This is a genomic window from Sphingomonas sp. GC_Shp_3, assembly GCF_026540945.1.
Lineage (GTDB): Bacteria > Pseudomonadota > Alphaproteobacteria > Sphingomonadales > Sphingomonadaceae > Sphingomonas.
Genome location: NZ_JALNUT010000003.1, coordinates 300,928 through 326,190 on the forward strand (window position 1 = coordinate 300,928; position 25,263 = coordinate 326,190).

20 protein-coding genes and 1 pseudogene are annotated in these 25,263 nt (G+C 67.0%); 8 read left to right on the top strand and 13 right to left on the bottom strand.

All coding sequences use genetic code 11. The features are described 5' to 3' along the window. Window positions 1–12: 12 nt before the first annotated feature. Window positions 13–690 carry a response regulator transcription factor gene (locus tag OXR00_RS10410; protein ID WP_267388158.1) on the top strand — a complete coding sequence of 226 codons (678 nt, stop codon included), beginning with the start codon at window positions 13–15 and terminating at the stop codon, window positions 688–690. Between the two features lie 112 nt (window positions 691–802). On the opposite strand, the gene OXR00_RS19775 is transcribed toward OXR00_RS10410, so the two are convergent. Beyond that, window positions 803–1,135 carry a hypothetical protein gene (locus OXR00_RS19775; RefSeq protein WP_267388159.1) on the bottom strand — a complete coding sequence of 111 codons (333 nt, stop codon included), beginning with the start codon at window positions 1,133–1,135 and terminating at the stop codon, window positions 803–805. A gap of 93 nt (window positions 1,136–1,228) precedes the next feature. Between OXR00_RS19775 and OXR00_RS19780 the strand changes: the two are divergent. The 5 genes and pseudogenes from OXR00_RS19780 to OXR00_RS10440 form a co-directional block, all read left to right on the top strand. After that, window positions 1,229–1,300, top strand: a pseudogene (locus OXR00_RS19780) (hypothetical protein); the annotation flags it as partial. Window positions 1,301–1,463: 163 nt separating this feature from the next. Beyond that, window positions 1,464–2,030, top strand: coding sequence for an ATP-binding protein (locus tag OXR00_RS19785; protein WP_267388160.1), 567 nt, complete (start codon window positions 1,464–1,466; stop codon window positions 2,028–2,030). 76 nt (window positions 2,031–2,106) lie between these two features. Then, entirely contained in the window at window positions 2,107–5,343 is a 3,237-nt protein-coding gene (locus OXR00_RS10430; protein WP_267388161.1) for an efflux RND transporter permease subunit, read from the top strand. Further along, a complete protein-coding gene (locus tag OXR00_RS10435) occupies window positions 5,333–6,502 on the top strand; it encodes an efflux RND transporter periplasmic adaptor subunit (RefSeq protein WP_267388162.1) in 1,170 nt (389 codons plus the stop codon). The genes OXR00_RS10430 and OXR00_RS10435 overlap by 11 nt, the downstream gene beginning before the upstream one ends. After that, window positions 6,495–7,907 (top strand): efflux transporter outer membrane subunit, encoded by a 1,413-nt coding sequence (locus tag OXR00_RS10440; RefSeq protein ID WP_267388163.1) that lies wholly within the window; start codon window positions 6,495–6,497, stop codon window positions 7,905–7,907. Before OXR00_RS10435 ends, OXR00_RS10440 begins: the two co-directional genes overlap by 8 nt. Window positions 7,908–7,936: 29 nt before the next feature. Here OXR00_RS10440 and OXR00_RS10445 read toward each other — a convergent pair whose 3' ends face one another. Beyond that, complete coding sequence (locus OXR00_RS10445; RefSeq protein ID WP_267388164.1) at window positions 7,937–8,797, bottom strand: ATP-grasp fold amidoligase family protein; 861 nt, start codon at window positions 8,795–8,797, stop codon at window positions 7,937–7,939. A gap of 262 nt (window positions 8,798–9,059) precedes the next feature. Here OXR00_RS10445 and OXR00_RS10450 point away from each other — a divergent pair, with 262 nt between their 5' ends. Beyond that, window positions 9,060–11,135 (top strand): M13 family metallopeptidase, encoded by a 2,076-nt coding sequence (locus tag OXR00_RS10450; RefSeq protein WP_267388165.1) that lies wholly within the window; start codon window positions 9,060–9,062, stop codon window positions 11,133–11,135. A 105-nt stretch (window positions 11,136–11,240) separates the two neighbouring features. Here OXR00_RS10450 and OXR00_RS10455 read toward each other — a convergent pair whose 3' ends face one another. Genes OXR00_RS10455 through OXR00_RS10480 form a run of 6 tightly spaced genes read right to left on the bottom strand, consistent with a single transcriptional unit; the run spans window position 11,241 to window position 17,198 of the window. Further along, window positions 11,241–12,095 (bottom strand): RDD family protein, encoded by an 855-nt coding sequence (locus OXR00_RS10455; RefSeq protein WP_267388166.1) that lies wholly within the window; start codon window positions 12,093–12,095, stop codon window positions 11,241–11,243. Next, a complete protein-coding gene (locus OXR00_RS10460) occupies window positions 12,073–13,095 on the bottom strand; it encodes a stage II sporulation protein M (RefSeq protein WP_267388167.1) in 1,023 nt (340 codons plus the stop codon). Before OXR00_RS10460 ends, OXR00_RS10455 begins: the two co-directional genes overlap by 23 nt. Next, window positions 13,092–14,402, bottom strand: coding sequence for a DUF58 domain-containing protein (locus OXR00_RS10465; protein ID WP_267388168.1), 1,311 nt, complete (start codon window positions 14,400–14,402; stop codon window positions 13,092–13,094). Before OXR00_RS10465 ends, OXR00_RS10460 begins: the two co-directional genes overlap by 4 nt. Further along, a complete protein-coding gene (locus tag OXR00_RS10470) occupies window positions 14,399–15,355 on the bottom strand; it encodes a MoxR family ATPase (RefSeq protein WP_267388207.1) in 957 nt (318 codons plus the stop codon). Before OXR00_RS10470 ends, OXR00_RS10465 begins: the two co-directional genes overlap by 4 nt. Then, window positions 15,352–16,581, bottom strand: coding sequence for a hypothetical protein (locus OXR00_RS10475; RefSeq protein WP_267388169.1), 1,230 nt, complete (start codon window positions 16,579–16,581; stop codon window positions 15,352–15,354). Before OXR00_RS10475 ends, OXR00_RS10470 begins: the two co-directional genes overlap by 4 nt. After that, window positions 16,578–17,198: a DUF4129 domain-containing protein gene (locus OXR00_RS10480; RefSeq protein ID WP_267388170.1), complete on the bottom strand. Its 621-nt coding sequence runs from the start codon at window positions 17,196–17,198 to the stop codon at window positions 16,578–16,580. Before OXR00_RS10480 ends, OXR00_RS10475 begins: the two co-directional genes overlap by 4 nt. Before the next feature lie 235 nt (window positions 17,199–17,433). On the opposite strand from OXR00_RS10480, the gene OXR00_RS10485 reads away from it, so the two are divergent. After that, complete coding sequence (locus OXR00_RS10485) at window positions 17,434–18,240, top strand: hypothetical protein (RefSeq protein ID WP_267388171.1); 807 nt, start codon at window positions 17,434–17,436, stop codon at window positions 18,238–18,240. 330 nt (window positions 18,241–18,570) lie between these two features. Here the strand turns inward: OXR00_RS10485 and OXR00_RS10490 are convergent, their stop codons facing one another. From OXR00_RS10490 to OXR00_RS10510, 5 genes are all read right to left on the bottom strand, one after another. Further along, window positions 18,571–19,584, bottom strand: coding sequence for an SMP-30/gluconolactonase/LRE family protein (locus tag OXR00_RS10490; RefSeq protein ID WP_267388172.1), 1,014 nt, complete (start codon window positions 19,582–19,584; stop codon window positions 18,571–18,573). Window positions 19,585–19,690: 106 nt separating this feature from the next. Next, window positions 19,691–21,502, bottom strand: a complete 1,812-nt coding sequence (locus OXR00_RS10495) for a DUF885 domain-containing protein (protein ID WP_267388173.1) — start codon at window positions 21,500–21,502, stop codon at window positions 19,691–19,693. Between the two features lie 89 nt (window positions 21,503–21,591). Further along, window positions 21,592–22,455: an aspartyl protease family protein gene (locus tag OXR00_RS10500; protein WP_267388174.1), complete on the bottom strand. Its 864-nt coding sequence runs from the start codon at window positions 22,453–22,455 to the stop codon at window positions 21,592–21,594. Window positions 22,456–22,746: 291 nt separating this feature from the next. Then, window positions 22,747–24,258 (bottom strand): carboxylesterase family protein, encoded by a 1,512-nt coding sequence (locus OXR00_RS10505; RefSeq protein ID WP_267388175.1) that lies wholly within the window; start codon window positions 24,256–24,258, stop codon window positions 22,747–22,749. 158 nt (window positions 24,259–24,416) lie between these two features. Further along, window positions 24,417–25,220, bottom strand: a complete 804-nt coding sequence (locus tag OXR00_RS10510; protein ID WP_267388176.1) for a transporter — start codon at window positions 25,218–25,220, stop codon at window positions 24,417–24,419. Window positions 25,221–25,263: the final 43 nt, after the last annotated feature.

Below are 25,263 nucleotides of genomic sequence, written 5' to 3' on the forward strand. Positions count from 1 at the left end.
AAGGGACCCGTCATGGCGCGAATCCTGGTCATCGAGGACGATCCCGACACCGCACTCCAGATAACGACCGGGCTTGTCGCGCATGGCCATGACGTCGTGCACGTGGCGGACGGCCATGTCGCGCTGGAACGGGCCACGCGCGAGCCGTTCGACATCGCTACGCTTGACCGCATGTTACCGGGCCTTGACGGGCTGGCGGTGGTGGCGGCGCTGCGCGAGCGGCGGATCAGGCTGCCCGTGCTGATGATCAGCGCGCTGAGCGACGTTGACGCGCGGATTGACGGCCTGCGTGCGGGCGGTGACGATTATCTCGTCAAGCCGTTCGCACCCGAGGAGATGGCGATGCGCGTCGAGGTGCTGCTGCGCCGTCGACAGGAACCGCCGGAGGCTGCGGTGCTGAGCGTCGGGGCGATCGCCATTGACCTGATCCGTCGTACGGTCACGGTTGCGGGCGAACCGGTGAAGCTGCTGCACATGGAGTTTCGCCTGCTCGAGATGCTCGCGCGCCACGCCGGGGATACGCTCAGCCGGCGGATCATCTTCGAACAGGTCTGGGGCTATTACTTCGATCCCGGCGCGAACCTCATCAACGTCCATATCGCGCGGCTGCGCAAGAAGCTCGATCGGCCCGGCCACCCCTCCGCAATCGTGACCGTCAAGGGCGAGGGATATCGTCTCGATGCCGGTTGAACGGTTGCATCTGCGTGAGATCCGCAAGACCAGCACGTTCCGGCTGACCGTTCTACTCGGCCTGGTGTTCGCGCTCGGCATGGTGGCGCTGCTCGGGCTGATCTACGCCTTGTCAGCGCGCGAGCTGACCGTCCGCACCGATCATATCCTCTCGCACGAAGCAGAACGGTTGCGCGAGGTTGCGGCCGAGTCGCTGCCCGAGCAGATCGCGAGCGAAATCCGCCATAATGCGAGCGGCCTCACCTATTTCGGTCTGCAGGCGCGTGGCGGCGAGCTGATCGCGGGCAACCTGCGCGTCGCCGGCACCTTCCGTTTCGATCATCCAGCCAACATAGCGGCGCGCGCGGGCGAACACGGACCATTGCGCGTGCTGGCGATCGAAGCACCGACCGGCGAGCGGATTTTGATCGCGCGCGATATCCGGCCGATCGTCGATCTGCGCCACCGCATTCTCATCATCCTCGTCGCCAGCGGGCTTGCCATCGTCGCTTTGGTGCTTGGCGCCGGGTTCCTGCTCAGCCTCGCCCCGCTTCGGCGCGTGCGCGATCTACAGGAGACCAGCCGGCGTATCGCTGCCGGGCGGCTTGATCTGCGGATGCCGGTCGGGCGACGCGGCGACGAGCTCGATCTGTTCGCCGGGACCGTCAACACGATGATCGAGGAGGTTGAACGCGTCGTCGCGCAGGTGAAGGACGTGACGGACGCGGTCGCGCACGATCTGCGCACCACTCGCGCATGTGCGCGGCAAGTTGCAACGGGTCGTCGAACACAGCGTGGCCGACCCGGAACTGGCGGGGCTCGCCCGTTCCGCGATCGGCGATCTCGATCTGGTCCTGGACCGCTTCGCAGCGCTGTTGCGGATCTCGGAACTGGAGGCACGTGGCCGCCGTGCCGGCTTCGCATCCGTGTCGCTCGCGCCGCTGCTCGCCGATGTGCGCGATCTGTACGAACCGCTTGCCGAAGATGCCGGCGTCACCCTGACGCTGGCAGGCGACGCGGATGTGGCGATCAACGCCGACCCGCAATTGTTGTTCGAGGCGGTAAGCAACCTGACCGACAATGCGATCAAGTTTACCCGTTCGGGCGGCCACGTCGTCCTGTCGCTGGCGGTAGAAGCGGAGACGGTCGAGATCGCCGTTCGTGACGATGGCCCCGGGCTTCCCGCGGGCGAGCGCGAAGCGGCGCTGCGCCGGTTTTACCGCGGCGTGGATGCGGCGGCGATTCCGGGCAGCGGTCTTGGCCTCAGCGTGGTTGCCGCAATCGTCCACCTGCACGGGTTCACGCTCGACCTCGGCGACGCCGCGCCGGGGCTCGTCGTCCGGATCCTCATCGCAAGGTGAAATTCATTTAAGGTGCGCGGCGCTGCAACGCGCATAGAGGGAGCCCCGTCATCCCACGCGGAAGATCGGGTTTATCGTGCTGCATCTCGTCAAACTTGCGCTCAGCAGGCCGTACACGTTCGTCGTCCTCGCCATCCTGATCGTGCTGGGCGGCTCGATCGCATGGGTGCGCACGCCGACCGATATTTTCCCGGACATCAAGATCCCGGTGATCGCCGTGGTGTGGACCTATCGCGGTCTGCCGCCGGAGGACATGGCCGGCCGTGTCGTCTATTATTACGAGCGCCAGCTGACCAATTCGGTCAACGACATCGACCATATCGAGAGCCAGTCGCTGAACGGCATCGGCGTGGTGAAGATCTTCTTCCAGCCGGGCGTCGACATCCGGACCGCGTCAGCGCAGGTGACCGCCGCCTCGCAGACCGTGCTGAAGCAGATGCCGCCGGGCATTACCCCGCCGCAGATCCTGAACTATAACGCCTCGACGGTGCCGATCCTGCAGCTCGCGCTGTCGGCGACGGACCTGTCCGAACAGAAGATCTTCGACCTGGGGCAGAACTTCATCCGCCCTGCCCTCGCCTCCGTGCAGGGCGCGGCGATCCCATCTCCGTATGGCGGCAAGGAACGCCAGATCCAGATCGACCTCGATCCAGCCGCTTTGCAGGCACGACATCTGTCCGCGAGCGACGTCGGCGCGGCGCTGGCGGCGCAGAACCAGATCGTGCCCGCCGGCACCGCCAAGATCGGCCAGTACGAATACAACGTCCGCCTCAACAACTCGCCCGAGGTGATCGACCAACTCAACGATCTGCCGATCAAGACGGTTGACGGCGCGACCGTGACGATGCGCGACGTGGCGCATGTCCGCGACGGATCGCCGCCGCAGCGCAACATCGTCCGCGTCAACGGTGGACGCGCGGTGCTGATGACGATCCTGAAATCGGGTGCGACCTCGACCGTCGCGATCGTCGACCAGGCCAAGGCGCTGCTGCCCAAGATCCGCGAAACGCTGCCGCCGTCGCTGAAGGTGCAGCCGCTGTCGGACCAGTCGCTGTTCGTGAAAGCCGCCGTATCGGGCGTCATCAAGGAAGGCGTGATCGCCGCCGCGCTCACCTCGTTGATGATCCTGCTGTTCCTCGGCTCCTGGCGCTCGACGGTCATCATCGCCGCCTCGATCCCGCTCGCCATCCTCGCCGCCGTGGCAGGGCTCGCGGCGGCGGGACAGACGCTCAACATCATGACATTGGGCGGCCTCGCGCTCGCGGTGGGCATTCTGGTCGACGATGCGACCGTCACGATCGAGAACATCAACTGGCATCTCGAACAGGGCAAGCCGGTACGCGCCGCGATCCTCGACGGCGCGCGGCAGATCGTCGGGCCGGCGTTCGTGTCGCTGATGTGCATCTGTATCGCCTTCCTGCCGATGTTCTTCCTGCCCGGCGTCGCCGGTTTCCTGTTCGCGCCGATGGCGATGGCGGTCGTGTTCGCGATGATCGCTTCGTTCGTGCTGTCACGCACGCTCGTCCCGACGATGGGCAATTACCTGCTGCGCGAACACGCCGGCGAACACACCGCCGAGGTGATGGTCAGCCATGACGCCAGGGCCGGCCGCCCGAACAGCCGCAACGTGCTGCGCAGGTTCCAGAGCGGGTTCGAGCATCGCTTCGAGCGGGTGCGCGGCTATTACGTCGCCATCCTTGACTTCGCGCTGGCGCGGCGGCGGGTGTTCGTGCCCGCCTTCCTGCTGGTCGTGCTGCTCTCGTTCGCGCTGATCCCGATGCTGGGCCGCAACTTCTTCCCGACCATCGACGCCGGCCAGATCAACCTGCACGTCCGCGCACCGATCGGCACGCGTATCGAAGAAACCGCAGCGATGTTCGACCATGTCGAGGATCGCATCCGCAGCGTCATCCCGCCTGCGGATCTTGGCTCCATCGTCGACAACATCGGCATGCCGGTGTCAGGCATCAACCGCGCCTATTCAAACACCGGCGGCGTCGGACCGCAGGACGGCGACATCCTCGTTACGCTGAACGAGGGACACGCGCCGACCGCCGGCTACGTGCGGGCGCTGCGCAAGGCGCTGCCCGACAGTTTCCCCGGCTCCGTCTTCTCGTTCCTGCCTGCCGACATCATCAGCCAGATCCTCAACTTCGGCGCCCCCGCGCCGATCGACGTGATGGTGACCGGCCGCGATACAAAGGGCAGCAAGGCCTATGCGCATGCACTGGCGGCGAAACTGCGCCACATACCCGGCATCGCCGATGTACGGGTGCAGCAGACCGAAGCCTACCCAGAACTCGACTTTGACGTGAACCGCGCGCGGGCGAACCGGGTCGGCATCACCGAAAACGACGTGACGCGCAGCATGGCGGTGAACCTCGCCGGCAGCTTCCAGGTCGCGCCGGCATTCTGGCTGAACCCGAAGAACGGCGTGTCCTACCCGATCGTGGTGCAGACGCCGCAATACCGTACAGATTCCCTGTCCGCGCTCGAGAACCTGCCGATCACCGGGGCTGGCGGCAGCTACCAGATCCTTGGCGGGCTCGGCACGCTGCACCGTGAGCCATCGCCGGCGGTGGTGACACATTATGCCGTACAGCCATCCTACGATGTCTACGCGACCACGCAGGGCCGCGATCTCGGCGCGGTGGCGGGCGATATCCAGCGGGTGCTGGACGCCAACAAGGCGGCATTGCCCAAAGGAGCGAGCGTGAAGCTGCGCGGCCAGGTCGAGACGATGAACACCGCGTTCTCCGGCCTGATCTTCGGCCTGATCGGCGCGATCGTGCTGATCTATCTGCTGCTCGTCGTCAATTTCCAGAGCTGGATCGACCCGGCCGTCATCGTGTCGGCATTACCGGCGGCGCTCGCCGGGATCGTGTGGATGCTGTTCGCCACGCATACGCCGCTTTCGGTGCCGGCCTTGACGGGCGCGATCATGTGCATGGGCGTCGCCACCGCGAACTCGGTGCTGGTGGTCAGCTTCGCGCGTGAACGCCTTGCCGACACGGGCGACGCCTTTCGCGCCGCCGCCGAAGCCGGCGCAACCCGCTTCCGCCCGGTGCTGATGACGGCGCTCGCGATGATCATCGGCATGGCGCCGATGGCGCTCGGCCTGGGCGAAGGCGGCGAGCAGAACGCGCCGCTGGGCCGCGCCGTGATCGGCGGGCTGATCTGCGCGACGCTTGCCACGCTCGTCTTCGTACCCGTGGTCTTTTCGATCGCGCACCGCCGCGCACGCGGCACCGCCCCTGACCCTGCCCCTGCCCCAGCAACTTCCACCACGGAAACCCTCGCTCATGCCGGATGAAGCCACCCCCGCCGCAGCGCCCGCCAAGGCACCGCACGGCCTAAAGACCGCCGGCATCGTCGCCGCTCTGGTCGCCGCCGGCGTGATCGCGGCCGGTACCATGGTGCGGGCGCACGATACCGACACCGCGCAAAGCTGGTCGGACGCGCGTGCTGTGCCGACAGTGCATCTCGTGCCGGTAAAGGCATCCTCGGCAAGCGACGCGCTCACCCTGCCCGGCACCATGCAGGCCTGGAATGCCGCCAAGCTCTACGCCCGCGTCGGCGGCTATGTCAGCGCGTGGTACAAGGACATCGGCGCGCAGGTCGGCGCGGGCACGCCGCTCGGCAAGATCGATACGCCCGAACTCGATCAGCAGATCGTCTCCGCGCGGGCGGCACTGGTCAGCGCGCAGGCGCACGCCGGTCTGGCGCGCTCGACGGCGGCGCGCTGGAACGACCTGCTGACCGACAATTCCGTGTCCAAGCAGGAGGTGGACGAGAAGAACGGGGATCTTGCGGTACGCGACGCGGCCGTGATGGCGGCGCGCGCCGATCTTGGCCGGCTGCTCGCGCAGAAGGCGTTTTCCACCGTGCGCGCGCCGTTCGCCGGCACCGTGACGGTGCGATCCGCCGATATCGGCGATCTCGTCGGCCCGGGCGCAAGCGTGCAGACACCGATGTTCGCCGTCGCGGATACCGGACGCATCCGCATCTACGTCAACGTGCCGCAAAGCTACTCGGCTGCGATCACGCCGGGCCTGAGCGCAACACTCACCGTACCGGACTATCCGGGCCGCACCTTCGCCGCGCACGTGGTCGGCAGTTCGGGTGCGATCAACACGCAGAGCGGGACGTTTCAGGTCCAACTGATCGCCGACAATCGGGACGGCGCCTTGCGGCCGGGGGGCTACGCGCAGGTCAGCTTTGATGTACGCGGGCAGTCTGGGACGGTGCAGATCCCGTCGAGCACCCTGCTGTTCCGCGCGCAAGGTACCCAGATTGCGACCGTCGGCGCGCATCATCACATTCACCTGTGCCCGATCACGATCGGTCGCGATCTCGGCCAGACGGTGGAGGTGACGTCCGGCCTGCCTGCCACACAAAAGATCGTCGACAACCCGCCGGACTCGATTGCGGAGGGGCAATTAGTACGCGTCGAAGGTGGTACGCATGGCTAAGCGCACGCTGTTTGCGCTGGTGCTGGCGGCGGGCACCGCCGGCTGTTCGTTCGCGCCGCCCTATCACCCGCCGGTCACCACACCGGTCGCGGCCTACAAGGAAGCCGGCCCGTGGCAGCCCGCCGCCACGACAGCGGCTTTGCCCGGTGACTGGTGGACGGTGTTCGACGATGCGACGCTCGACCACCTAGAGGCCAAGATCGCCAGCGACAATCCGACCCTTGCCGGTGCACTCGCCCGCTACGACGGTGCGCGCGCCGCACTTGGCCAAACTAGGGCTGGGCTGTTGCCGACGCTTGGCGTGGACACCAGCCTCACCCGCAATCGGCAGTCCGATAACCGCCCGCTACGCGGCGCCAACCAGCCGGACGTTTACAGCGCGGACACGGTCGAGGCGAGCTTCGGCTACGAGATCGACCTGTGGGGCCGGGTTCGCAACAGCGTGGCGGCGGGGAACGCTTCGGTGCAGGCGAGCGGCGACGATCTCGGGGCGGTCCGACTGAGCCTGCAGGCCGACCTTGCGAGCGACTATATGGCGCTTCGCGGATATGACCGGCAGGCCGAGCTGCTCACCCAGACGGTCGCTGCCTTCGCCAGGGCCGATCACCTGATCGCGCGGCGTTTTCAGGCCGGCATCGCCAGCGGTATCGAGACGAGCAGGTCTGGCGCGCAACTCGCGGAGGCCCGCGCGCAACTCGCTGATGTCGCCGCCGCCCGTGCCGTCACCGAACACGCCATCGCCAGCCTGACCGGGACGCCCGCGTCGAACTTCTCAATCGCGCCGAGCGCTCCTGACGTCGCAGTGCCTGCGGTACCGATCGGCCTGCCCTCCACGCTGATCGAGCGCCGCCCCGATATCGCCGCCGCCGAACGCCGCGTCGCCGCCGCCAACGCCGGGATCGGCGTGGCCAAGGCGGCGTTCTTCCCGGCGATCCGGCTCGGTGCGAGCGGTGGCTTTCAGAACACCGGTCTGCCCGGCCTGATCTCCGCCCCCAACGAGATCTGGTCGATCGGACCGAGCGCGGTTCTCTACCTGTTCGACGGCGGGCGCCGCCGTGCCGAACTCGCCGCCGCCCGCGCCCGATGGGCGAGCGCGAGCGCGGACTATCGCGCGACGGTGCTGACCGCGTTCCAGCAAGTGGAGGACAATTTGGCGCAGCTCCGCCACCTTGGCGACGAGGCTGCGGCCGAGGACGAAGCGGTACGGCAGGCGGCGATTACCGAACGGCTGACGCTTCACCGCTACACCAAGGGTGCCGTCACGTATTTGGAGGTCTTTACCGCCCAGACGACGGCGCTGCGTGCACGCCGCGCCGCGCTGGATCTCGAGACCCGCCGGCTCCAGGCGAGCGTTCGGCTGATCCGGGCGGTAGGCGGCGGCTGGCGGGAAAACGCGCTCTCCTGATGATACGCGGAAAGCTCTACGACGAGATCCTATGCGGCCGCCCTCGCTGCGGGATGTTCTAATGCCAACTGCCAGTCACGCCCCATCCGCATGTCGAGTGAAACCGGATCGCAGCGATCCAGCCCCGATCCCGGATAGAAGGTCATCTCCCCGAACAGCGGTCCGTTAGCACCATCGTACAGATCGACCCGCACAAAGGTGAAGCCCTGTCCGAGGGTTTCGGCAGCCGCCATCATCCGCACAAGGGCATTCGGACGTGCAGGATCAGGGTCTTCGGTCCGCCGGGACAGCCGCCGCCATTCACGATCAAAAACGATCCAGCGGTGTCGCGCCCCGCGCCCGAGATGGACCTGCACGTATTCGACCCGCCCGGCGAAAACGAAGAACTTGTAGTCGACGGGCAGCGTTGCATCGACACCCACGAACGGCTCGACCAGCAGCCCGCGCGGGATATCTTGGTACAACCACTCGCTTAGCCATACGCCGTACCGCTTCCTCATCCACCGCGCGGCATCGCGCCGGACGGCGAGCCACGCCGCGGCATCGTTGAACACGAACCGGGACTGGTTGCAGCCGTGCCGCGCCTTGACCACGAAGGGCGTCGGCCACACCGCAGCGGGCGGCAGCATGGCCCCATGCCAGAGCGTCGGGATCACCCAATCCGCGCCGAGCCGGGCCGCCACCCACGCCTTCACCGCCACCTTGTCCGCGAGCATCGGCATACGCGGATCACGGTCGTGAAGCTTGCGGTACTGTATCCATTCGGTGAACAGGCGCGGGTCGTCCAGATTTGGCAGGCGCCCGTGTCGCCACCAATAGCTTAGACGAATCCCAGCGCGGTCGAGGCTGTTACCACCGGAAGCAGGGCCGATGGGGGAGGCAGCTAACATCAACCTGTAAAGCAGCGACTATGGCTGTGGTTCCGCACCACCACGTTGTGATGTGCCAATACAGCAGATCGGACCTGTCATGGTACGCCAAAGCGGTATGCATTCCGGGTTCGGTACAACCATTGTCCGAACGAACTGGCCTGTCGGAAGATCAGACCAACGCATGCCTCGCCTTCGCAGACGGCCGGGGGCACTCACGATCTGGCACTGGATGAGAGCACGGTGTACGCGCGTGCCAATACCGATCGCAAGAGGTTGCCCCATGAAGCGTTCCGCCCTGTTCGTCGCTCTGCTGCTCGCCACCACCGCCTGCTCCAAACCTGCCGGGACCGACACGACGACCCAGGCGAAGGCGAAGGCGACCGCATCCGGCATCGATACGGCGGGCATCGACACGTCGGTGAAGCCGGGCGACGACTTTGATCAATATGCCAACGGCGCCTGGCGCGCGAAGACGACGATCCCGGCCGACCGCGCCTCGACCGGCGTGTTTCTCGACGTGTTCAACATCGCCGAACGGCGCAACGCGCAGGTGATCGGCGATGCGGCGAAGGCCAACGCCGCAGCCGGCAGCGACCAGCGCCGCATCGCCGACTTCTACAACGCGTTCCTCGACACCGACGCGATCGAGCAGCGTGGCCTCGCGCCGATCAAGCCCGAGCTCGCCGCGATCGCGGCGATCAGCGACAAGACCGTCCTGGCAAAGATGCTCGGCAGCGACCTGCGCGCCGATGTCGATCCGCTCAACGCCTCCAACTTCCACACCGAGCATCTGTTCGGCCTGTTCGTGACGCAGGATTTCACCCACCCCGATACGGAAGTGCCGTACCTGCTACAGGGTGGCCTCGGCATGCCCGAGCGGGACTATTACCTGTCGGCCAAGCCCGAGATGGCGAAGATCCGCACCGCCTACGTCGCCTATCTGACGCGTATCTTCACGCTTGCGGGCATGAGCGACCCTGCGGCGCGCGCGCAGCGGGTGATGGCGCTGGAAACGAAAATCGCCACCGCGCACCTCGACAACATATCGAGTCAGGACCCGGAGAAGGCCAACAACCCGTGGGCCAGAGCGGATTTCGCGAAGAAGGCGCCGGGGCTGGACTGGGCGGCGTTCTTCGGCGCGGCCGGGCTCGGTGGGCAGCAGACCTTCATCGTCTGGCAACCGGCCGCGACCGCGGGTCTCGCGAAGCTGGTGGCGAGCGAGCCGCTCGCGGCATGGCAGGACTGGCTGACGTTCCACCATATTAACGCCGTTACGTCCGTGCTGCCCAAGGCATTCGATCAGGCGTCGTTCGAGTTCAACGGCCATACGCTGTCGGGCACCCCGGCGCAGCGCCCGCGCGACAAGCGCGGCATCGCCGCAGTCAACGCGTATCTCGGCGACGCGGTCGGGCAGATCTATGCGAAGCGGTTCTTCCCCGCCTCGTCCAAGGCGGATATTCAGGGGATGGTGAAGAACATCCTCGCCGCGTTCGACACGCGCGTCGCAGCACTCGACTGGATGGCCCCCGCCACCAAGGCCGAGGCGCGGCGCAAGATCGCAACAATGCGCGTCGGCATCGGCTATCCAGAGTCGTGGCGCGACTACAGCGCGCTGGAGATCAAGGCGGACGATCCGGTCGGCAATATCCAGCGCGCGCGGTTGGCCGAATATCACCATCAGCTCGGCAAACTCGGCAAGGCGCCCGACAAGGGCGAATGGTGGATGACGCCGCAGACCGTCAACGCGGTAAACCTGCCGCTCCAGAACGCGCTGAATTTCCCGGCGGCGATCCTCGAGGCACCGTTCTACGATCCGCATCGCGATGCCGCCGCCAATTACGGTGCGATCGGCGCGGTGATCGGCCACGAGATCAGCCACAGTTTCGACAATACCGGCGCACTGTTCGACGCGACGGGCAAGCTGCGCAACTGGTGGACGCCCGCCGACTTCGCGCACTTCAAGCAGCAGGGTGCAGCGCTGGTCGCGCAGTACGACGCGTATGAGGCGCTGCCGGGGTTGCACGTCAACGGTCGCCAGACGCTGGGCGAGAATATCGCCGACGTCGCCGGGCTGACCGCAGCATACGAAGCTTATCACGCCTCGCTTGGCGGCAAGCCCGCCCCGGTGATCGGCGGGATGACCGGCGACCAGCGCCTGTTCCTCGCCTATGCGCAGAACTGGCGCGCAAAGGAACGCGACGCGGCGCTGCGATCGGGCATCGCCACCGACGGCCACGCACCCGCCCGGTTCCGCGCGCAGACCGTGCGCAATCTCGATGCGTGGTATCCCGCGTTCAAGGTTCAGCCGGGTCAGAAGCTGTATCTGGCACCCGATAAGCGGGTGCATGTCTGGTGACGGCTATGCCCCTTCCCGCACACACCGGGAGGGGGCACTGTGATCGCCGGCCGATGGCGACAAGCGGCGATGGTAGCAAGCAAGTACGATATCAGCGCCTGCCCTTTACGCGCCGAATTTGTCGAGCCGGCGCCGCCCGACAAGGAGCCCCCGCTCCAGCCTTGCGCAAAGCGCGGTGTAATAATCGGCCAGAAAGCCGTCGTCGTCGCCATCGTCGGGCAGCCCCGCCTTGGTCCGGATCGTCGCCGCGACGGTGGTCCGCGCCAGTGCATCCCCGCTGCGGATCACCTCCTCCAGCGCCTGCAATTCATACACACCATACAGCGCGAGCGCCGCATCGCTGAACATCCGGCGCGGCTGATCGCGCGTCGTCGACAGGTCCGCGGCGAGACGCTGTGCGGAGGTTTGCACGACCCAGGTGCCCGCGACGAGATCGCCGATCCGCAACCGATCGCGGTTGAGCAGCGGAAAGAACAGGAAGATGCCGCTCCACAACAAGGCGAAGATGCTCAGGAAAGCATCCGCCGTCCCGGTCGCCGCCTGCGCGGCAAGGAAGGAAAGCGGCAGGAACACCTCGATCTCGCGCATCGCATTGCGCGCCAGCACCGCGCCAGCGGTCAGCCGCGCGCCGTCGCGCGCGATGACCCGCAGCCCCATCAGCCGCTTGCCGGGCGTGGCGCCACGCCCGCCCATCTCGAACAGGACGAACCAGCCGTTTCGCAGGCAGAATGCACCGATCAGCCAGAGGATCTTGGCAAGGTCCGCCCGCGTCGCGGTTCCGATCGCGAACAGGCCGAGCGACGCCACGACGAGCAGGATTACCATCAACACCACATCGATCAGGAACGCCGCCGCGCGGGTGCCCGCCCCGCCGAGTTCGAGCTGGAGATCGACGCCTTCCGGCGTGACGAAGCGACGGCGGAGGGTGGCAGGCGGCTTAGCCGCGCCGGTTCTGCGCATAACGCCTCCCGATGCCGTAATAATAGACCAGCCACGCCGCCAGCATGGCAAGGCCGATGCCAGCGCGTAGCCCGTCGCCGGTCACCACCTGCCGCCCGATCCCTTCGAGCATCGCCGCCACCGCCAGCATCAGCACCACGCCCGCCATGGCGATCGCGGCGGTGCGCCCGGCGGTAACCACTGCCACCATCCGCTCCTCCCGCCCGGGAAACGCGATGGCGGTACCGATCCGCATGCCCGCCGCGCCTGCGATGATAATCGCGAACATCTCGGTAGTGCCGTGGATTGCCAGCCAGGCGACGAAGTTCAGCCCCAGCCCCTTGCCCGCGAACACCGCGATCATCGCGCCGAGCATCAGCCCGTTGTAGAGGATCAGCAGCGCGGTCGGCACGACGAACGCGAAGCCCAGTGCGAAGGCGAAGATCGCGATCTGCGCATTGTGGTTGAACAGGAAACTGGCGAACACGCCGAGGCCACTGTCCCTGCTATGGTAGAGCGTAGCGCGCAGTGCCGCCGCCGATGCGTCCGGATCACGCCCGCCCGCCAGCCCTTCGGGGATGATGCCGAAATACCAGGAGGGGTCGGCACGGACCAATAGATAGGCGGCAACCGCGCCCACCAGGGTGAGGAAGGCCATCACCAAAGTCTCGCGCCAGAGTGACGCGACCGCCCCCGGCCACCCTTGCGTGAAGAACCGCCCAAGGTCGCGCCACGCCGAATCCGACACGCCATACAACTGAAAGTACGCCCGCGCGCACAGTTGCTCCAGATACGCGATCAGCGCGCGGTCGAGCGAGGTCTGGCGCGAGACCGACAGCGACGACAGTGTCGCGCGGTACAGCAACGGCAAAGCAAGCAGATCGTCGTCGGTAAGCACGCGGACCGAGCGCTTCTCGATCCGCTTCAGCAGCGCCTCTAGCCGTATCCATTCCGCTTCGTGCGCGGCGCGGAAGCGGCTGGCGTTGAGCAGCGGCGCGGCGGCATCGACGAAAGCGCTCACAACAGGCTCCTTCGCTTGAGGTCGACATAACCTTCGACCAGCCGCTCGGCGACCTGATCATAGGCGCTTTCGATGACGTGGACACCGAGGTGACGCAACCGCAGCAGCACCAGCTTGCGATCACGCAGCAGCGCTGCCGCGGTCACCGCGCGGGTCACGTCGGCGGGCTGAACCGGCGCCGCATCGACGATGGTTTCGAGTTCGTCGTCGCGCAGCACGACGACCAGCACGAGATGGGTCTTGAGCAATCGCGCGACCGCCCGCACGAGGAAATCCGCGGAAATCGGATCGGTAAATTCGGTGAACAGCACGATCATCGACCGTCGCGTCAGCCGCGCGGCAAGCGTGGTCAGCGCGAAGGTGTAATTGGTCTCGTCGCCACTGTAATCCACCGCCGCCGCGAGTTGCTGGAGCTCCGGAAAAGCCGGCGCGCCGCTGATGAAGCCACTGGCGACGCGCGGGCGTGAATCGAAGGCATAGAGCGCGACGCGATCCCCCAGCTTCAGCGCCAGCCAGCCGGTCAGCAACGCCGCCGAGACCGCACGATCGACACGCGGGATGCCGCCGATCGGGTCCGACATCTGTCGCCCGGCATCGATCGCGAAGACGATCTGACTGTTGCGTTCGGTGCGATATTCCTTGGCGTAGAGCTTGCGGTGGCGCGCCGTCTGTTTCCAGTCGATCGCGCGCCGGTCCATGCCCGAGCGGAACTCGACCAGGGCATCGAAGTCATTGCCGTCGCCACGGTCGCTTTGCGCGAGCAGACCCTGCACGGCGTGGCGTTGGAACACCTGCGCCCCGTCGCGACGAACCGCCTCGACATCGGGCAGGATCGGCAGTGTATGCGCCTCGTCGATCCGCGCCTGCTGCCAGACCAGCCCAAGCGGTCCCGCCCAGCGCACCCAGATCGCCGCGAAACGCGCGGTGCCGCGACGCAGCGGGGTCAGGACCAGCGCAGCGGTGCCGCGACCGTCGTCGAGCATCACGTCGACCCGCCCATCGTTGGCGACCGCGACCAGCGGATCGCGGGCCATCGCCACCTGCGCAACGCCCCGGACGTATTGGCCGGTGATGGTTACCGCGGCCGGCACCGTCAGCGACACACCCACCGACGCCGACTGCGGCAGCGCGAGCGTCGCGCCGGCACGCGCGTGCCCCAGCAGCGCATCGACAACCACCAGGATCAGCACCGCCAGAGGCCAGCCCAGCCCCGCATACCAGACGGCCGGAAACAGCACGGCGACCAGCAACGTGACCGGCGCACCGATCACCGCCGCCAGCACCGCCATGCGGGTCGGATAGATCAACGCGGCGCCTCGATCGTGTCGATGATCTGCGCCACCACGTCCTCGACCGTGCGCCCGCCGATCTCGGCGGCGGGAGACAGGATCAGCCGGTGGCGCAGCAACGCCGGTGCCAGTGTCTTCACGTCGTCGGGAATGACGAAGTCGCGCCCGTCAAGCGCCGCCCGCGCGCGCGCCGCGCCCGCCAGCATCGCACCGGCGCGCGGCGAGGCGCCGCTTTCGAGATCGGCGACACCGCGCGTGCCCCGGATCAACGCGACGATATAGTCGATCACCGCATCGACCAGCCGCACGCCTGCGACCGTAGCCACCGCCGCATCGATCGTCGCGGCATCCGCACGAGCCTCCACGCCCCAGTCGGCGGGCGACATCGCCGCCTGCCGCGCGCCGTGGCCGGCGACGATCCGGCGTTCTTCCTCGGCAGTGGGGTAGGCTACAGTCTGCTTGAACAGGAACCGGTCGAGCTGCGCCTCGGGCAACGGGTAGACGCCCTGCTGCTCGATCGGGTTCTGCGTTGCGACGACGGTGAAGCGCGTGCTGAGCGCAAGGCTTTCGCCGTCGATGGTGACGGTGCGTTCCTGCATCGCCTCCAGCAACGCCGCCTGCGTCTTGGGCGAGGTGCGATTGATCTCGTCCGCGAGCAGCAGTTCGGTGAAGATCGGCCCGCGCGTCAGCGTGAAGGCGGACGTCTGGAAGTTGAACAGGTTCGCGCCGATGATATCGCCCGGCATCAGATCGGGGGTGAACTGAATCCGCCCGAACTTCAGCCCGAGGGTCTGCGCGAAACTGTGCGCGAGCAATGTCTTGGCGGTGCCCGGTGGCCCTTCCAGCAGGATATGCCCGCCCGCGAACAGCGCAACCAACAGCAGGTCGACAGTGGCGTCGTGGCCGACCACCGCCTTGCCGATTTCGGCACGGATCGCCGCCCCCAGCGCCTGAACCTCGTTGACCGTCACCGTGTCTTCTCCTGTTGCCATTGGTGCAGCGCCTGTGCCGCTGCGAGCATGTCGGCGGGATGTTTCGCGTCGCCAGCGTCGGCAACAAGCGCGGTGAACGTCGTCGCCCCTTGCAGACGATCCAGATAGCGATCGACCGCATCGTCCGGCAAATGCGCCGGCACACCGAACATCGCGCGTGCACGGTCGCGGATCAGCGCGGCGTAGCGCGTGCCCAGCCCGCCTTCCCGCCCCGCCTTGCGGACGATCATCGCGCTGTTGTCGATCAGCGCGGCCTTGCCGAAGGCAACGGCGCGCGTGGGCGGTTGCGCCGACCCGAAGCGGACCAGCGCCTGCCACCCGACCAGCGCGAGCGCGACGACGATCGCCAGCGTCATCGCGAGAAACGGCGGCTCGAACGCAAGCTTCAGCGGGCTGCGACCCCGGCCAAGGCCGTTCAGCGTCACATCGAAGCCGATACCCCGCGCACCGTTCGCATTGACGTAGTCGAGCAGGTCGAGCGCCCCGCGCGCGCGGTCGAGCCGGCGGATGCCGTGGTTGTTCAGCAGATCGGGATCGGCGAGGACGTATATGCTGGTACCGTTGATCCAGCCCAGCACGATCCGGCCGGCATCGTCGGTCAGGACCGGCAGCAGCGCAGGCGACGTCACCACCTGCAATGGCTGCGGTGCCGATGTCACCAGCGACGGTGTTCCCGGGCCGACCACGCGCAGCATCCGCGCGCCGCTGCGGTGGCGGGTGACTGTCATCACAACGCCGGGTGCGAGGACGCCGGCAGGGTCGAATGCCGGCAGCAGACCGGCGACGTTTACCCAGCCGCTCGTCCGACCGTCCGCCACCGTGTCCCATTTCGGCAGGACGATCAGCGTCGGGCGGCCACGGCGTGCCTTCAGGAACTTGCTCATGTTCACGGTGCCGTGTTCGGGCGTGGCGACGACCAGATCCTCGTCATTCCACGCCTCTTCCGCACGGATGATGTGGGGATTGCGCCCGGTGGCGCGCGCCAGTTCGACGATGCCCGCGTAGCCGGTCGCGGCAGTGGATAGCGCGTGTGCCCCCGCATTATGGCCCGATCGCAGGTCGGGCGCATACGCCCCGAGCAGCAACGATCCGGCGAAACCCAGAATGCCGATCACCAGCATCAGCGCCACCGCCAGCGGCGAGAAGATGCTGTCGGCGTTCTTGCCGTCACCTGCTCCGGCGGCTGCGATCGAAACCTCGCTCACGCGCGCCACCGCTGCGGCAGCGCGAGGTCGGCATAAGCAGCCCGCGCAACCTGCCAGTCCTCCTCCACGACCGGACGCCCGCCGAACAGGCTGCGTTCGACCAGCCCGGCGATGCTGGCGAACAGCGGGCGAACAGCGGCGGGCAGCAGTGTCGCGGAGGCCAGCTCTCGGCTGGTCAGCGACGGCCGCTTCAAGGCCGGGCGACGACGGGCAATATCGTCGATCGAATGAAACAGGAGATAGTGGATCGCTTCGGCAAAGCGCCCTTCGGCGGCAAGCAGGTCCGCTTCCCGCAACCATGTCCGGGCCGGCTCCGCACCCGGCGACCAGCCGTCCTCGTCCGCTTCCGGTGTCGCCTTGCTGCCGCGCCGCCACGTGGGCAGCCGCCATTCGCCCGAACGGATGCGATCGACGATCATCCAGATCACCGCCGCCGCGATCGCGGCGAGCAGCGTCCACAGCAGGATGCGGGCATAGGGCGCGTCCGGCATCAGGCTGGACAGCCCGCGCAGCAAGCGCCCGACCGGCCGAAACAGGTTCGCGATCCAGTGCCCGAGCGTGCGGAGCCATTCGGGCGGCTGCGGCGGCGCCGGTACGCGCGTCAGCGTGAACTGCACCGACGGATCGGCACGCAGCGCGGCATGTGCCCCGGCCAGTCGATCCGCCGCCGAAACCTGTGCTGATGCGCCGATGGTGCCCTCCCAGCGACGACGCGCTGCCCCGCCTGCGAACTTAGCCGGATCCGCGTACGGCGCAATCCGCTATCGCCATGTTCCGGAGCGATCCCGCTGGACAGCGTCACGTCGCTTCGTCACCATCGGCGGAAGGGCGGTCTTGGGGGGAAGAAGCAGCATGGCAAGTCAGTCGTTCGTCGAACAACGCCACGGATTGTCCGTCGGTAGTGTGTTCGGCCGCAGCGTAAATGTCATCAAGGCCAATCCGCTCGCGACGCTGGGCGTCACCTATGTGCTGATCGCGCTGCCGCAACTGCTGATCGGGCAAGTCAGCGGATGGGCGCTGCCGAACCGGAGCCTGACCGGGGGCGGCTATGCAGCGTTCGGCCTCTATGGGCTCGTCGTCGCGATATTGTGGCTCGTCGCCAGCGGTGCCCTCGTTCAGGCGACCGTCGCGCACGATCAAGGGCGGTCGGCCGATCTGCGCGAGATGCTCCAGGTCGGTGCACAGCGCGCCCTGCCGTTATTCGCGGTCTATCTCCTGTTCGTGCTGGGCGTGTGGATCGGCAGTATCTTCTTGCTGGTGCCCGGGATCCTCCTCGCCGTCATGTGGGCGGTGTGCCTTCCCGCCGTCGTGGCGGAACGGACGGGGGTGTTCGGCGCATTCGGCCGCAGCCGAGCGCTGACCAAGGGCGCGCGCTGGCCGGTGTTCGGCATCATGCTGCTCGCCTTCGTCATCTATATGCTCGTCCTGATCGCTGTCGGCCTAGCGAGCGTGGCGGGCTATGGCACCTTCGGCGCGTTCACCCGCGGTGGCCATATCAGTGCGCCGATGCCGCCGTCGCTGGCCGTCGCGCTGCTGCGATCGATCGTCACGACGGTCGTGCTGACGTGGTTCACGATCGTCGGCGCGTCTTTGTTCATTGAGTTGCGCAACTGGAAGGATGGTCCCGACGCCGACAGGCTGGCCGACATCTTCGCCTGAGCCATGCTCGGGCGGATGGTGCATGTTCGCCTACAATCCGTCGAAAGGCGTGGTGACCAACATGGTGCGGCCAAGGGCAGCGTCGCGTCAAGGCGGTGAATCCGAGCCTGTTGGACAGGACATACAGGCAGAGCCGGAGTTGATGGCCAAGTTCAGGGAACGGATATGGCTCGGAACACCGGCACGCCTCCAAAGACATCGTGGCGATGATGGCGTTCCTACCGGGCGACGCCGCGCCTATGGTGTACGGGGGTGAGCCTGCCGGTAGACGGCGGACTGATGGCCTTCAACGGACGACCTCCGCCATCGAGCTGCGCAGGCGCGCGGGGATCAGCCCGCCTGCCAGCCGGGTTTGAGCGCCAGCCGCAGCACGCGGGTGCCAGACGTCATGAACAGCGCAGCACCCCGCTCGCCGAACGCGCAGTTCGCGATCGGCGAGCCATCCTCGACGAGGCCAAGCGGCTCCGCTTCCGGCGTCATGAACATCATGCCGCCGGGCACCGAACAGACCAACGTTCCGTCGCGCGCGACCTTCATCCCGTCGGGCAGACCGGGCGCACCCCCCGCCAGCAAGGTCCGCGCGTCGAGCAGAACACGCGCGTTGCGGGGCATGCCCCGGGCGTCGAGGTCGTACACCATGATCCGGGGCGCCTTTTCGTCGGACACCGACACGTACAACCGGCGCTCGTCCGGCGACATCGCGATGCCGTTAGGCCGCGGCAGGCTGCCGTCGAGCAGTTCGATCGCACCGTTTGGCCGCAGACGGTAGACGCCGTTGACCGCCTGCTCCTTCAACGTCGAGGCATCGCCCCCCTCCAGCCCATATGGCGGATCGGTGAAGTAGATCGATCCATCGCGCGCGACATGCATGTCGTTGGGGCTGTTGAAACGCTTGCCGGCGTGACGATCGACCAGCACCACCCGTTTCCCGGTCGCCAGATCGACACGGTCGATGCTCCGCCCGCCGCTGTTGGCGATCAGCAACCTGCCATGTGCATCCAGCGCCAGCCCGTTGGCACCTGGCTCGCGAACCAGTTTCGGATCAGTACCGGCCGCCCCCGAAGGATCGAGGAACACCGCAACCGGGCGGTCCCGCTGCCAGCGTCGGACGATATTGGCCGGCGGGTCCGCGAAGAGCAGATACTTGCCCTTTTCAACCCATAACGGACCCTCTGCCCAGCGAATACCGGTGGCTATCACCTCCGGCTGCGACCCCGGCAGCACCATTTGATCCAACGCGGGAGACAGCCGGCGGACACGGGGGACAGCGGGCGTGGGCGCTTGCGCAGCGAGGCGGCTGGCAATCAGCGCCACCCCTCCGGCGAGGACGGCGCGGCGGTTCATGAACATCGGCTACCTCTTCATCAGAACGCCACCATTGCTGTGCCCGCGGCGGCAGTCAACATGACCTCCATCGAAACCAAGGCGGTTCGCAACCGGCGCCAGATCGTCAGCCGGCGGCAACCCAGGCATCGACCTGCTGCGCCAGCACGTCGAGCGGCAACGCGCCATGCGCCAGCACCACCTCGTGAAAATCGCGAATGTCGAACCGCGCGCCCAGCGCCGCTTCCGCCTTGTGCCGCAAGGCGGATATCCGCTGCTGCCCGACCATATAGCTCGTCGCCTGACCGGGATTGTTGATGTAGCGGTCGACCTCCTTGACCACGTCACGCGCCGACAGCGGCGCGTTCTGGGTGAAATAGGCGATCGCTTGGTCACGGCTCCAGCGCTTGGCGTGCATGCCCGTGTCAAGCACGAGCCGACAAGCACGCCAGACCTGCAGGGCGAGCATTCCCAGTTCCGAATAAGGATCGCGGTAAGCACCCATCTCCTTGGCGAGCCGCTCGGAATAGAGCCCCCAACCTTCGGTATACGCGCCGTAATAGCCGAAGCGGCGGAACTTAGGCACGCCGGTCAGTTCCTGCGCGCGGGCGATCTGAAAATGGTGTCCGGGCGCGCCTTCGTGGTGGGCGATGCCCTCCACCTGCGTTTTCTGCACCTGCGTCATGTCGGCTAGGTTGACGTAGAAAATGCCCGGCCGCGATCCATCGGGCGCAGGCTGATCGTAGAAGGCGACCGGGGCGGTCTCCTGCCGCCATGTCTCGACCGCGCGCACTTCCAGAGGAGCCTTGGGCAGGCGACGGAAGAAACGCGGCGCGGCCGCCATGGTCTGCGCGATCGCCGCGCGCGCATCGGCAAGGTAAAGCTGGCGGCCCGTATCGGTGTTGGGATATTTGAACTTCGGGTCGGTGCGCAGCGCCGCGAACAGATCCTGCAGCGATCCGGCAAACCCGGCACGCGTCATCACCGCCGTCATCTCAGCATGAATCGATCGCACCTGATCCAGCCCAAGCTGGTGGATCTGCTCCGCCGTCATGTCGGTCGTGGTATAATAGGCGAGCCGCGCCTGATAATAAGCGTCGCCACCCGGTAGGCTCCATGCGCCGTCATTACCCTTGGCAAGCGGCTCGATCTCGTCGAGCGCGGCGAACAGAACATCGAAGCCCTGCCGGAACGGCCCCGTCAGCGCCGCCACCGCCTCCGCGACCAGCGCTGTCTTGGTTGCATCGGGGGCGGAAAGCTTGCCGACCTTCGCCTTGAAATCAGCGAGCAGACTGCTGTCCGCGCCGTGGTCAAACGGAGCGCCAGTGATGACCTGGCGAGCGTCCCCGCGCGCGGGAGCGAAGACCATCTTCGGCGGCACGATACCCTTCGCCGCCTGTTTCCGCATGGTCGCGGCGACCTCCCGCATCACCCGCAGCGAGTCGCGTAGCCGGGCGACATAGGCGTGCGCATCCGCCACCGTATCGATGCGGTGCTGGTTGATGAGGAACACCGGGATGTTGCCGGCCGGGCTGCCGTTGGTCGACACCGGGAACGCATAATCGCGGAACGCGGACTGGCGCTTGTCGGTGGCGACCTGCGCCTCGAACAAACGGTAGCTGAGCTGCGCATCCGGCCCAAGCCGGTCGAGCGCGAAACTGCGCCGCATGTCGGCGAGTTGCGCGTCCTCCAGCGTCTGCGCGCGCTGTGCGGCCGCGTCGGTGTAATCGTCGAGCCGGTCGTAGTTCGTCTTGAGGCCGAGGCTGGTCTGCGTCTCCGGGCTGAGCGCGACACTCGCATCGAACGCCGCATCGAGGAAGTGCAGCAGCCGAGCGTCTTCGGCGCTGGTGCCGGTGGCGGCGCAGGCCATGACAGGCTCGATCAGCGGCAGAGTCGTACCCGCCATCAGCATCCCGACAAACGCGCGTTTGGTAAGCATCCGACATCTTCCCCCAACGATTGGTGACGCAGCGCTAGCCGCGCCCCCGCCCGTCGACAAGGACCGGATTGCGGGTGCTGCGATCGGCGCTATCGCGGTGCGCGTAACGAAAAGCGCACCTTGCGGCGGCGAAAGTCCAGGCTGACGCGTCTGAACGCCTGCAGCACGTCGCTGCCGAGCAACACGGCGGGTTTATCGGACAGCCCGAAGAGCGCGAACGGCGGCGCGTCGACAAACGCCACCGGCAGATCCCTGATTCGCAGGCCCCCGATGGAGAGATCCGGTATGGTCACCAGATCGGCGATCAATCGATCCCCGGTCACACTGATCAGATCGACCGGATGCGGCTCAAGCGGTTGTTTGCGCGCCAGCACGCGCGCGCGCAGCGCACTGTTGCCGACTGTGACCTCCGCCCCCGTGTCGATGACAGCGAGCATCTTGACGCCGGAAGACGTCGCCGCCGTCAGGATCAATTGCCCGTGCTGCCGCCGCGCCGTCACGACGATATCGCCCGGCTCCCCTGCCGATGACGTCTCACGCCGCTGTGGATCCTCCACGGTGATCGCTCGCGCTTCGAAATCCAGCTTCAGTCGCCGGCCGGCCAGAGCGTCTATGCCGAGCAGCCCGTCCGCTCCGATCGCCTCGTCAGGGAGCGCGGGCGTCGACACGTTCTCGATTTGCCCGCCGCCCCAGTCGAGACTGTCGAGGTGCACGGCGGGCACGAGTGTGGTCGCGGCCATGCCGTGCAGACGCAGGCAACCCTCCGGACGCAGCCGCAGCCGGGCGGCCAGGCGCAACCCGACAACTGATCGGTCCGCTCCGCTATCCACCACGAAGCGGAAGGGACCAACACCGTTCACCGCGACCGGCAAAGTCAGGCGGGTCCGGACCTCCGCTGCATTGAGCGGATCGCCCGCGACATCCAGCGTCTCGTCCAGGGTCGCAAGCAGCAATGGCGCCAGCGACGACGGCTCAGGCGCGCCTGCCGCACCGGCGGGAGGAGGATGGGCCGAAACCGGCGCAACGCTCAGACACGCAGCCAATACGGCGGGGATCACGCGCGCTGGCCCGCGAGAACCGGGGTCTGGATCGTCCGGTCGCGGGTTTGACCGAGTGGACAGCAACACGCGTTAGGTGGTCGTGCGGGCATGCCGCCCCCTCCAGATGCCTGTGGCGATTGGCTGCAACCTACACCCGCCGCGCCGTATGAACAGGCTCGCGAACACCTCCGGAGCGGCGTGCCCTTACCGGGGTAGCAACGCGTCCACGTCACGCAGTTTCTCCACGCGGAGCGGGCGCGCCACCGTTATGCCGTCGCGACGCAGCCACACCGCAGTCCCTCTGCCGCGATATGCATCCCATCGCGGCAGGCCGGAGCCGTTGGGATCGCCCTTGCGCATGAAATCGACCCAATAAGCCTGCATATCGTCGGCCAGCGCGCGATCGGCGGCCGACCAGCGCTCGTGCGGATCATCGTTCCCCCACACGAAGCCAAGCTCATCGGAGTGAACCGCGCCATCCGTACGCGATCCGTCCGGCCCCGGCGGGGGATCGTCGAACTGGTAGAGGAACACCGGAGCCGCGCCTGCCCTGTTTCGCGCCTCGGCGATACTCCAGCTTCGCCAGCCGAAGCCGGCGTCGCTCATAAGATCCTGTGCGGCGCGCGTGGCGGCAGCCTCGGTCGTCGCGGGGTATAGGCGCAGCAAGCCGGGCGCGAGCGGCCCATAGCTCTGCCGGGCGGATGCGGCGTAGCCCGCCAGTGTCGCATGATCGATGAAACGCGCCGCCTCGTTGCTGTTCCAGCCGAGCAGGATCGGCACGCCCGCGTCCCGACCGCTGCGATAGGCGGCGGTGATATCCATCGGCACCACCTTGCCGTCGAGGATCGGGCCGGTGCTCACACGCGGCGTGACCGCTCTCAACAGCGTCGCCACCGGCAGCGCGCGAAGCTGCGCAAGGGTCTGCACCTTGAGCGTTCTCGCGAACGCCGCGCCGGCCGCCTCTGCCGGGCCGAGCCCGGTCTCGCCCGCGCCGGGCAGACCGAGCGCCGCGCCGCTCTCAAAAATAGCCTTCTGAAAGAGGCCGTGGGCACGCGGCGCGATCGTCACCAACATCGCCGATCCACCGCCCGCCGACTGCCCCGCGACCGTGACATTCTTGGGGTCGCCGCCAAACCGCGCGATATTCGCCTGCACCCAGCGGAGCGCGGCGATCTGATCAAGCAAGCCGTAATTGCCGGAGGTGCCGTTCTTCGCCTCCTTGCTGAGCGCCGGATCGGCGAGATAGCCGAGCACGCCGAGGCGATAGTTGACCGTGACGATCACCGCGCCCCGGCGCGCGAGCCTGCTACCCTCATAGGTGCTCTGCGAGCCTGCGCCAGCGGTGTACCCGCCGCCGTGGAACCAGACCAGCACCGGCAGGCGCGCACCGACCTCCGCGTGCGGCGTCCACACGTTAAGCGTGAGACAATCCTCGCTGGTGCGATCGAGGTCGTGCCCGGCCCAGGTGACGTGCGCCTGGGGGCAAACCGGTCCGTATGCCGCGGCTTGTCGCACCCCGGACCATGTCGGGGCCGCTGCGGGCGCCCGCCAGCGTAAGGTGCCGACCGGGGGCGCCGCGTAGGGGATGCCCTTGAACACCGCGACACCGGCGGCTTCGCTACCGTTCAAGCTGCCTTGCGCGATCTTCACCACCGGCGCCGCCGTTGCCGACGTGCCGATCATGCCGAGCAGAAGCAGAAACCGGCGTACCGTCATTCATCATCCTCCCCAACGTCCTCAGCCGGATCGTCGTTGGAGGACATGCTGTCACGTCCGGTGGCCCTGTGGCAAGCGCGAAGCCCCAGCCACTCTGTGGCGTTTACCGAGATGCCTCGGTCCTGCTCCGGCTAGGGCATTGCCTCGCGCGCGCAGTGCTAGAACAGCACCGCCCCGCCGGTGACGAGCCGGATGTCCGGCGACGCGCGGTTGAGCCCTGCCACCGCCGACACGTCGAACTGCAGCGTCTTGATCGGCCGCCAAGCTGTCGAAATCGCCGCGAGTGCGAACGTCTCGTGCTTTTCCGGATCATCGTCACGCTCGAGCGACAGCTCCGCGAAGGTTGAGATGTTGCCGGTCAATTTATAACGCAGGCCCGCGATGCCGCTGTAGGCAAGGTGCCGCCCATCGCCTGACTCGTTTGCGGCGGCGTCCGCCTCCCCGGTGAACGAAACCGCAACCTTTTCGGTAAGATCGTATTGAACGGGAATGATCACCCCCGTCGTCCATGTTCCCGCACCGACCGGATTGCGACCGGTCGGCGCCGTGACAAACGCCTGAATACCCGTGGAGAACGGCTTCCCTTCCGCGCCCGCAAGATGCTGGCGGACCGCGAACGTAACGTCGCCCGTGCCATTGACTGTGTCGATGGCGCCGGACGTCTTGTCGCGCGTACGGTCATGCCCGAACCCGGTCCAACCCAGTTGCAGCTCGGTGTTCTTGCCGACACCGACGCGGGTCAGAAGATCCGCCGTTACGATCCGGTCGTTACGCTGGTCGGCCTGATCGTCCCGCTGCCAGTCGAGGAACGAATATTCCACGTGCACCTGCCCCGGCTCGGTGGTGCAGCTCGACCCGCCAATGCTCGGGCGTGTCGGGCAAAAGCGCGGTTCGTCGTCCGCCATCGCCGGCCCCGCGATGAACAGCGCGGCACTTGTCCAGATGATCGTACGCATTCGCATGTAGTTTTCCCCGCTGTGTGACGTTGGCAGGACGTTCGTGCCG

Excerpts from the sequence above, each read along its gene's own strand:
- OXR00_RS10510 (WP_267388176.1), bottom strand. The coding sequence starts at position 25,220 with ATGCGAATGCGTACGATCATCTGGACAAGTGCCGCGCTGTTCATCGCG.
- OXR00_RS10485 (WP_267388171.1), top strand. The coding sequence starts at position 17,434 with ATGGCAAGTCAGTCGTTCGTCGAACAACGCCACGGATTGTCCGTCGGT.
- OXR00_RS10495 (WP_267388173.1), bottom strand. The coding sequence starts at position 21,502 with ATGCTTACCAAACGCGCGTTTGTCGGGATGCTGATGGCGGGTACGACT.
- OXR00_RS10490 (WP_267388172.1), bottom strand. The coding sequence starts at position 19,584 with ATGAACCGCCGCGCCGTCCTCGCCGGAGGGGTGGCGCTGATTGCCAGC.
- OXR00_RS10450 (WP_267388165.1), top strand. The coding sequence starts at position 9,060 with ATGAAGCGTTCCGCCCTGTTCGTCGCTCTGCTGCTCGCCACCACCGCC.
- OXR00_RS10445 (WP_267388164.1), bottom strand. The coding sequence starts at position 8,797 with ATGTTAGCTGCCTCCCCCATCGGCCCTGCTTCCGGTGGTAACAGCCTC.
- OXR00_RS10455 (WP_267388166.1), bottom strand. The coding sequence starts at position 12,095 with ATGCGCAGAACCGGCGCGGCTAAGCCGCCTGCCACCCTCCGCCGTCGC.
- OXR00_RS10410 (WP_267388158.1), top strand. The coding sequence starts at position 13 with ATGGCGCGAATCCTGGTCATCGAGGACGATCCCGACACCGCACTCCAG.
- OXR00_RS10440 (WP_267388163.1), top strand. The coding sequence starts at position 6,495 with ATGGCTAAGCGCACGCTGTTTGCGCTGGTGCTGGCGGCGGGCACCGCC.
- OXR00_RS10435 (WP_267388162.1), top strand. The coding sequence starts at position 5,333 with ATGCCGGATGAAGCCACCCCCGCCGCAGCGCCCGCCAAGGCACCGCAC.
- OXR00_RS10505 (WP_267388175.1), bottom strand. The coding sequence starts at position 24,258 with ATGACGGTACGCCGGTTTCTGCTTCTGCTCGGCATGATCGGCACGTCG.